Annotated in this window: 7 protein-coding genes; 2 read left to right on the top strand and 5 right to left on the bottom strand. The window is 69.4% G+C overall.

Annotation, left to right across the window (positions count from 1 at the left end; all coding sequences use genetic code 11):
• Window positions 1–36: 36 nt before the first annotated feature.
• The 5 genes from E1298_RS39540 to E1298_RS39520 form a co-directional block, all read right to left on the bottom strand.
• On the bottom strand, window positions 37–735 hold the full coding sequence (locus tag E1298_RS39540; RefSeq protein WP_131902513.1) for a Crp/Fnr family transcriptional regulator: 699 nt from the start codon (window positions 733–735) through the stop codon (window positions 37–39).
• A 339-nt stretch (window positions 736–1,074) separates the two neighbouring features.
• The gene (locus tag E1298_RS39535; protein ID WP_131902512.1) at window positions 1,075–1,845 is read right to left on the bottom strand and encodes a succinate dehydrogenase/fumarate reductase iron-sulfur subunit; all 771 of its coding nucleotides are present in this window, start codon (window positions 1,843–1,845) and stop codon (window positions 1,075–1,077) included.
• Window positions 1,842–3,842: a fumarate reductase/succinate dehydrogenase flavoprotein subunit gene (locus E1298_RS39530; protein WP_131902511.1), complete on the bottom strand. Its 2,001-nt coding sequence runs from the start codon at window positions 3,840–3,842 to the stop codon at window positions 1,842–1,844. Before E1298_RS39530 ends, E1298_RS39535 begins: the two co-directional genes overlap by 4 nt.
• Window positions 3,843–3,854: 12 nt before the next feature.
• A complete protein-coding gene (locus E1298_RS39525) occupies window positions 3,855–4,685 on the bottom strand; it encodes a hypothetical protein (RefSeq protein WP_131902510.1) in 831 nt (276 codons plus the stop codon).
• 492 nt (window positions 4,686–5,177) lie between these two features.
• Window positions 5,178–5,819, bottom strand: coding sequence for a helix-turn-helix domain-containing protein (locus E1298_RS39520; protein ID WP_131902509.1), 642 nt, complete (start codon window positions 5,817–5,819; stop codon window positions 5,178–5,180).
• Window positions 5,820–6,248: 429 nt separating this feature from the next.
• Between E1298_RS39520 and E1298_RS48790 the strand changes: the two genes are divergently transcribed.
• Window positions 6,249–6,407 (top strand): hypothetical protein, encoded by a 159-nt coding sequence (locus tag E1298_RS48790; RefSeq protein ID WP_165975885.1) that lies wholly within the window; start codon window positions 6,249–6,251, stop codon window positions 6,405–6,407.
• A 342-nt stretch (window positions 6,408–6,749) separates the two neighbouring features.
• Window positions 6,750–8,357 carry an LCP family protein gene (locus E1298_RS39515; RefSeq protein WP_131902508.1) on the top strand — a complete coding sequence of 536 codons (1,608 nt, stop codon included), beginning with the start codon at window positions 6,750–6,752 and terminating at the stop codon, window positions 8,355–8,357.
• Window positions 8,358–9,316 lie beyond the last annotated feature (959 nt).

Raw genomic sequence — 9,316 nt, 5'->3', positions numbered from 1 at the left:
CGGCGCGGCGAGCACGGGGCGCGGCGGGTGCGGGGCCTACTTGGCGTGGCGGCGGAGGGCCTGGAGGTCGTGGACGATGACGCGGCGCCGTCCCGTCTCGATCCAGCCGTGGCGGCGGAGCGTGCGCAGGGCCTTGCTGACCGCCTCCCGGGACGCCCCGACCCAGCCCGCCAGCTCCTCCTGCGACAGATTCAGCGTGATGCGGACGCTCTGGCCGCTCCCCGGGTCCTGGCCGCGGCGCTCGTACGGGACGCCGAACCGCTCGGCCAGCTCGACCAGGCGCTGGGCGACGCGTCCGGTGGCATCGAACATGCCGAACTCGACGCGCTTGCGGTCGGCGTCGCGCCAGCGCTGGCACAGCATCCGCATGATGAGGATGGAGACACGGCCGTGGACCTGCAAGAACGCCATGAACTCCTCCGCCGTCACGGCGAGCAACTGCGCCGGTTCGAGGGCCGCGACCGTCGCCGAGCGAGGGAGCCCGTCGATCGCGGCGACCTCGCCGAGCAGCGCGCCCGGTCCGCGGACGGCGAGCAGCGCCTCGCCGCCGTGCTCCCGGTAGGAGAACGCCTTCACACGGCCCTTCAACAGGACGGCCACCCAGCTCGACTGCTCACCCTCGGTGAAAAGCGTCTCCCCCCGGTCGAAGTCACGGATGCGGCCGCGTGATTCCAGGTCGTCACGTTCCGCCGAAGTGAGTTCGGAGAAGAACGAGCCCGGTTCGAGGGCGCTCATGCCACCACGCTAAAGGGAACGGGACTCAACGTGGGACCCGGTGACGAATCACGAATCCATCACGCGCTCTGTGCACTAATGCCTGTTCGTACGGTCCGGAGTGCGTGAGGCTGGACAACGGCGTGTGCGACCGGAAGGTCGTCCAGCGGCCACGGCGTTCATGGGGAACGGCGTTATGGCGGGCGGCGGTCCGGGGGCACGCCGCCCGTCGTTGTAGCGATCGTCCCCTCCGCTCCATGCGGACGCCCCCCGCCTCCGTACGGCGAGGGGCGTCCAACGCGTCCGGTGCGGGCGGCGGCCAGGGTATGGCCGGCGCGCGTCCGGGACGTGGCCGGGGCGTCAGGCGGACGGGGTGTCCTGGCCCTTCTTGACGATGCCGAGCTTGCTGCCGAGCCAGACCACCGGGTCGTACCTGCGGCCCACGACCCGCTCCTTCATCGGGATCAGGGCATTGTCGGTGATCTTGATGTGCTCCGGGCAGACCTCGGTGCAGCACTTGGTGATGTTGCAGAAGCCCAGGCCGTGGTCGTCCTGGGCGATCTGGCGCCGGTCGCTCGCGTCGGCCGGGTGCATCTCCAGCTCGGCGATCCGCATGAGGAAGCGCGGCCCCGCGAAGCCGGGCTTGTTCTCCTCGTGGTCACGGATGACGTGGCAGACGTTGTTGCACAGGAAGCACTCGATGCACTTGCGGAACTCCTGCGAGCGCTCGACGTCCACCTGCTGCATGCGGAACTCGCCCGGCTTGACGTCGCCCGGGTCGAACGACGGGATCTCGCGCGCCTTCTGGTAGTTGAACGACACGTCCGTGACGAGGTCGCGGATGACCGGGAACGTGCGGACGGGCGTGACCGTGATGGTCTCGTCCGGCTCGAACGTCGACATCCGCGTCATGCACAGCAGCCGGGGCATGCCGTTGACCTCCGCGGAGCACGACCCGCACTTGCCGGCCTTGCAGTTCCACCGGACGGCCAGGTCGGGGGCCTGCGTGGCCTGCAGCCGGTGGATGATGTCGAGGACGACCTCGCCCTCGTTCACCTCGACGGCGTAGTCCTTGAGCTCGCCCTCGCCCTCGTCGCCGCGCCAGACCCGGAACTTGGCCTCGTAGCTCATCGGTCGCCCTCCTCGTCGTCCTTGACGGTGCCCGCGGCGGTCGCGCCGCCCGCCGGGGCCTGCGTCTCCTGCGCCTCCAGCGCCGCGGCCACTTCGGCTGGCAGTTCCTCGGCGGTGAGGTACTTCTTCAGCTCGTCCGTCTCGAACAGCCCGATCAGGTCGTCCCGCATGGCGTCCATCGGCTGGCGCCTCAACTCGACCCGCGGGGAGGACGGGTCGCCGGCCAGCCGGCAGACCAGGTTGACCTTGCGCCACTCCGGCGACATCTGCGGGTAGTCGTCACGGGTGTGACCGCCGCGGCTCTCCTGCCGCTCCAGCGCCGCCTTGGCGATCGCCTCGGACACGATCAGCATGTTGCGCAGGTCGAGCGCGAGGTGCCAGCCCGGGTGGTAGCCGCGTCCGTCGTTCACCGCGACCGGTTCGACACTGACGTTCGCGACGCGCGCGCGCAGCTTGTCGAGGGTCTGCAGGGCCTGCTCCAGCTCGCCTTCCTTGCGGATGATGCCGACCAGGTCGTTCATCGTCTGCTGCAGGTCCGCGTGGACGGCGTAGGGGTTCTCGCCGTTCTCGCGCTCGAACGGTGCGAGAGCCTCGCCGGCGGCCGCCTCGATCGTGTCGTCCGACACGGTGGGGCGCTCGGCCAGCGCGTCCACGTACCCGGACGCGCCGAGCCCGGCGCGCCGTCCGAACACCAGAAGGTCGGTCAGGGAGTTGCCGCCGAGCCGGTTGGAGCCGTGCATGCCGCCCGCGACCTCACCGGCCGCGAACAGGCCCGGCACCAGCGCCGCCGCGGTGTCCGGGTCGACCTCGACGCCGCCCATCACGTAGTGGCAGGTCGGCCCGACCTCCATCGCCTCCCGGGTGATGTCGACGTCCGCCAGCTCCTTGAACTGGTGGTGCATCGCCGGCAGCCGCCGCTTGATCTCCTCGGCACCGCCCGGCATCCGTCCGACGACGGTGAGGAAGACCCCACCGTGCGGCGATCCCCGTCCGGCCTTGACCTCGGAGTTGATCGCGCGGGCGACCTCGTCGCGGGGCAGCAGCTCCGGCGGCCGGCGGTTGTTGTCCGGGTCGTCGTACCAGCGGTCGCCCTCCTCCTCGGAGGTGGCGTACTGGGACTTGAAGACCTCGGGGATGTACTCGAACATGAACCGCTTGCCCTCGGAGTTCTTGAGGACGCCGCGGTCGCCGCGCACCGACTCGGTCACGAGGATGCCCTTGACGGACGGCGGCCAGACCATCCCCGTCGGGTGGAACTGCACGAACTCCATGTTCAGCAGCGTCGCACCCGCCAGCAGGGCCAGCGAGTGACCGTCGCCGGTGTACTCCCAGGAGTTCGACGTGACCTTGAACGCCTTGCCGATGCCGCCCGTCGCCAGCACCACCGCGGGCGCCTCGAACACGACGAACTTGCCGGTCTCGCGGACGTAGGCGAACGCGCCGCAGATCCGGTCACCGTCCTTCAGCAGCCGCGTCACCGTCGTCTCGGACCACACCTTGAGGCGGGCTTCGTAGTCGCCGTGCTCGCGGTGGTCCTCCTGCTGCAGCGCGACGATCTTCTGCTGGGCCGTGCGGATCAGCTCCAGGCCCGTCCGGTCGCCGACGTGCGCCAGCCGCGGGTACTCGTGCCCGCCGAAGTTCCGCTGGCTGATCTTGCCGTCCTTGGTGCGGTCGAACAGCGCGCCCCAGTGCTCCAGCTCCCAGACGCGGTCGGGCGCCTCCTTGGCGTGCAGCTCGGCCATCCGCCAGTTGTTGAGGAACTTGCCGCCGCGCATGGTGTCGCGGAAGTGCACCTGCCAGTTGTCGTTGGCGTTGACGTTCCCCATCGCCGCGGCGGCCCCGCCCTCGGCCATCACGGTGTGGGCCTTGCCGAACAGCGACTTGGAGATGATCGCGGTCTTCTTGCCCTGGAGGCGGGCCTCGATCGCCGCCCGCAGCCCGGCGCCGCCGGCGCCGATCACCACGACGTCGTAGGCGTGCCTCTCGATCTCAGTCATGATCCCTTGGCCTCAGTTGAAGATGCGCAGGTCGGAGATGGTGTTGCTGGCCACCAGCGCGACGTACAGGTCGGCCACCACGAGGGAGCCCAGCGTGATCAGGGCGTACATGCCGTGCCGCTGGTTGATCTTGGACACCCATCCCCACATCCGGTACCGCAGCGGATGCTTGGAGAAGTTCTTCAGCCGTCCGCCGATGACGTGGCGGCACGAGTGGCACGACAGGGTGTAGAGCCAGAGCAGGACGACGTTCGCGACCAGGATGACGGTGCCGAGCCCGATGCCGAAGCCGCCGTCCTTGCCGTGGAAGGCGCGGACCGCGTCCCAGGTGTTGACGAGGGAGATGAGGAACGCGGCCATCCAGAAGTAGCGGTGCAGGTTCTGGCCGATCAGCGGGAACCGCCGCTCCCCGGTGTACTTGCTGTGCGGCTCCCGCACAGCGCACGCGGACGGCGCCGCCCAGAACGACCGGTAGTACGCCTTGCGGTAGTAGTAGCAGGTCAGCCGGAACAGCAGCAGGAACGGCAGCGAGATGGCCGCGAACGGGATCCATCCCCTGGTGCCGGACGGGAGGAACGTGCCGAACTCCCCCGCGTCGCCCGTGTGACCGTCCACCGTGACGTTGTTGCAGATCTCGTTGAAGCACGGCGAGTAGAACGGCGTCAGGTAGTGGTACTCCGGAACATAGAAGGCGGAGCCCCAGAACGCTCGGACGGTCGCGTACACCACCCACGCCGTGAAGATCACGAACGTGGTGATGGGATAGAGGCGCCAGTTGTCCTTGCGGAGCGTACGTTCCTTGATCTGGGCGCGCGTTTTGGACGGCGCCTCCACAGTGCTCATCGTTCGCTCTCCTGAGCTCGGGTCGTCGTGTCCCCGTACCACGGTCTGAGCGCACCCATGCGGCCGTCGCGCCTCGGCCAGACCTGCCGCATGCGGGCGGTGACGCCTCGTGTGCGCTTCCAGCGAAGCGACCATACGCCACCGGCCAGGCACTGTGACACACATAACAGGCAGACCCGCATGTGACCCTGACCACAGACTTTAGCGCCGTAAACCACCGATGACACCGTCCGGCTCCCATAACCAGTTGTTATGGCCCAGCGGAATCGAGACGAGCGCGCAACGGCATGACCAACCGGCCACCTCAGGGAGCCGTCCGCGTGCGTCCAGGGCGCCCGAGCGCGTCCGGCCGTAGAGGCGCACGCCAGCGCCGCGTCCGGTGAATAGAGACGACCGGATTCCGGACGCGCGATTTCTGGGCACACAGATTTCCAGACACGCCGAGCCGCACACACGCGCCGGGCGCCTGAGGGAGACGTTCGAACGGCGGGGCTATTCGACCGGAGGGGGCTGGACGGATGGCGCGGCCAGGTAGGCGCCAATGGTCCGGGCGAAGTGGGCCTCGGCCTCGCTCGTCCGGCCGTTGCCGTACACCCGCAGCAACTCGGCCAACTCGGGGAACCGCTCGTCGATCAGCGCGGCCGCGTCGTCGATCTCGGCGGCCGAGGCGACCTCGCGCAGCAGGGCCTGGACGAGGCGCGCGGCCGACTCGGAGGCGACGCGCCTGTCGTCCTCCATCCGCCCGTCCGGAGCCCGGTCGCGCCGCGCGCGCCCTGCCGCAACGCGGTCGGACGTGGCCGCGCGCAGACCCGTGGTGGCCGCCGCCGACTCGGCGCTGATCTCCCGCAGGCGCTCCTTGACCCCGGCGGCCGTCAACCCGTCGAACGCGGGATCGGCGGCGAACTCCTCGACGGCGAGCAGACGATGCAGGACGGCCGGATTGCTGATCTTCGCGCGCTGCCCCGACATGAGCTGGGAGAGCATCGGCGCGGACAGCCCCAGCACGTTCGCCAGCCCGGACTGCGAGAGCCCGAGACGATCGAGGAGACGGCGCACACGATCGCCGAGCGGCTCCCCGTACCACTCGGTCTGCAGCGCGCGGTTCCGGACGACGGTGCCCTCAGCGACGCTCAAACCGCCACCTCCCCGCACCGCGCCGCTCCTCGGCGCCCTCCGGCAGGAACCGCGCTCAACTCGACCACGCCAACCCCTTGACGATTCGCATTTGCAAATGCTAGATTCTCATTCGCACACGTAAAGGTGCTCTCGTAGGCCATGATGCCACGAGAGTCGATATTTGCATATGCGACAAATCGGAAGGATCACTCATGCGCTCGACACATCGCGCGGCGACCGCGACACCGCTCCCGACCACCGGGCCGCCCAGCTGCAGGGCATTCGGCGACGACTCCCCCTCGTCCGGCGGTCTCCAGGGCGCCCTGCGGAAGCCGGTCTCCAGCCACCCCACCGCCCCAGTGACGAAGGGACGCTCCCATCGCCAAGGCCGGCATCGCGATCACGGCCCTGAAGGCGAGCGGCAAACCGGCGACGCTCACCCCGCACATGCCTTCCGACGCCGAGCAACGACCCGATCCCCACGACCTCAACGGCAACCGCGGTCTCGGCCCCCTGACCGCCCCGGTGAACCTCAAGCGATACACGACCGTGAGCGACGACAACGTCCCCCACCTCGCCAGCGCCCGACCCGGCTCGCTTTCCTAGCCCCTCGCCGTCCCCTGAAAACGTGAAAGCCATCGACGTGCAGTTCGTCACGGCCCACGTCCCGCAACGTCCGTCCCCATCGAAGGGTGAGCGCCATGCCCCGGCCGCCGATCGTCGCCGCCATCCTCGCCACGTCCCTCGCCGTTCGCGCTACGGAAGCCCCAGACTCGACACCGCCCCACCATGGGGACAAGCCATGATTTCGAAGCCCTTGTCAACAGATCGGCGCCGTCGCGCATCCAACGAAGGGGTGCACAGCCCGCACCCCCGCTGGCCCTTCGTAAACTGACAAACCACTCAAAGCCATGCGCCCTGGACAGGGCCCGCCCGAGACGGGACCGGATGAGCGACAAAGACGCCGACCGCGAAGACCTCGCGGGGGACGCCGCCGCCAACGACCCCACGGCCTCCTCCGCCGCTCCGGAGAACCCGGCCGCCCCCGCCCCGGACACGGCCAGCGAGAAGGGCACCGCGGAAACCTCCGCCGTCGAAGACGACGCTCTGGCCCCCACCTCTGCGGAGAACTCGTCCGATCTCACCACCACAGAGGACGCGGCCACCTCCACACCGGCGGACGAGGGCGGCAGACACAGGCGGCGGACGCGCAAGCAGAAGATCGTGCGGCGGACCGCGCTCGGTGTGGCCACCGTGATGCTCCTCGCCGGCGCCGGGGCGGTGGGGCTCTACTACGACCTGGTCGGCGGCATCGACCAGAAGCACGTCGGCGGGCAGCTCGGCTCCAACCGGCCCAAGAAGCTCAACAAGAGCCTCAACGTCCTGCTCCTTGGGTCCGACACGCGAGAGGGCGACAACGCCCGGTACGGCGCCGAGATGACCGGCGCGCGCTCCGACACCGCGATCCTGCTGCACCTGTCCCCGAACCGCGACCAGGCGGTCGGTATCAGCTTCCCGCGCGACTCGATGGTGAAGATCCCCGAGTGCAAGAAGGAGAAGGGCGGAACCGTCCCGGCACAGTTCGGGATGCTGAACGCCGCGTTCGCCTACGCCGGTCCGACCTGCACGTGGAAGACGCTGGAGTCGCTGACCGGCATCCACATCGACCACTTCGTCCAGATCGATTTCTCCGGCTTCAAGCGAATGGTGGACGCTCTGGGCGGCGTGGAGATCTGCGTCGAGAAGCCCGTCAACGACCCGCGCGCCGAGCTGAGCCTGAAGGCCGGCAAGCAGACCGTGAAGGGCGAGCAGGCCCTCGGATACGTGCGGGCGCGCTACTCGCTCGGCGACGGCTCCGACCTCGAACGCATCGAGCGCCAGCAGAAGTTCATGGCATCGGTGGTCGACAAGGCCACCAGCGGCTCCGTCCTGTCCGACCCGGCCAAGACCTACAAGTTCCTCAAGGCCGCGACGAAGTCGATGACGACCGACGACGAGCTCGACCTGTCGACGATGAAGAAGCTGGCGGACGGCCTCAAGGGGATGAGCGCCGGACAGGTCCGGTTCGTAACGGTGCCGGTCGAGGGCTACGCGCCCGACCCGAACCGCGTCCAGTGGAACCAGCAAAGGGCGAAGCCGCTGTTCGAGGCCATCCAGCACGACAACGACCTGCCCGCCGAGCCGGCCGCGCCGCAGAAGCCCGAGCAAAAGCTGCCCGCCCCCGGCAAGGTCAAGGTGACCGTGGTCAACGCAGGTGGCGACGACAAGCTCATCGCCCGCGTCATGACACGGCTCGCCCGCCGCGGCTTCGACGTGGCGAAGAAGGCCGAAAAGGGCCCCGCCGCACCCGAGAGCCGCATCGTCTACAGCCCATCCGTCGAGTCACAGGCGTCCGCGCTGGCCCGGATCGTCCCCGACGCGCTCCTGTCAGCGGACGCCAACGCCCCGCGAGACGGCGTGCGCCTCGTCATCGGCAAGAACGGCGCCCACCTCACCCAACCCGCCCTCAACATCGCCGGAGGAGTAAAGGCCGGACAACAAAACCCCTGCAAGTAACCCCTCCGCAGCCCTCGGTGAGAGGCCGCATCAGCCCCAAGCAACGTCGGCGGGTCGACCAATCTGCGAGCCACTACCCAATGGCGGCGCGGCACCAGCGGGGTCAGGCCATCCTCGAACCACGGGACGAGGAAATGGATCACCAGACCCACAGGCCCGGGCCAGTAAAGCCCCCGGCACCAGCCCACACCCGACCAGCCTGCGGCTGGCGGGACCGAATCAACCCGCGCAGCACGGCGGGGCGACTCAGCCTGCGAGCCACTGACCGAAGGCGGGTCAGCCCCGCGCGGCACCGGCGGGGCGAGGTCAGTGCGCGGCACTAGCGGCTCGGGTCAGCCTCACAGGCCACCGGACGGGAACGAATCAGCCCCCGGCAACTAGCCGGGACAAGGCCAGCCCGCACCGCATTCGGGGGCGGCCCAGTCCGCGTGGCACTAACGCGGGCCGGTCAGCCCACAGAACAAAGGCTGGGATCGGGACGGCCCACAGAGCACCGGCAAGAGTCAGAGGCAGCCCACGCGGCCTTGAGGGGACCGGAACAACAACGGGGGCGCTGGCTGAGGCCGGAACAGCCGCAAGAACAAGCTGCGGCCGGAACGGCCCACACGGCACCACCAGGTCGGCCGGGTCTGCGACCCACTGCCCAGGGGACGGACCAGCCGACAAACCCCTGCCCGGAGGCCAGACCCGCCCGTGCGGCACTGACCGGCTGCCCCAGGCCGCGGGCCACTGACCACGGGACGGACCAGCCGACAAACCCCTGCCCGGAGGCCAGACCCGCCCGTGCGGCACTGACCGACTGCCCCAGGCCGCAGGCACTGACCACAGGACAGACCAACCGACGAGCGCCTAGCCGGGGGCCAGACCCGCCCGTGCGGCGCTGGTCGGTTGGCTCAGGCTGCGGGGTATTGGCCAGGGGCCGTCAGACCATAGGCGACGGGCTGGGGTTGGGGCAGATC

It is taken from the genome of Actinomadura rubrisoli (genome assembly GCF_004349215.1).
Classification (GTDB): Bacteria; Actinomycetota; Actinomycetes; order Streptosporangiales; family Streptosporangiaceae; genus Spirillospora; species Spirillospora rubrisoli.
This window is presented reverse-complemented; position numbering and strand designations above follow the sequence as displayed.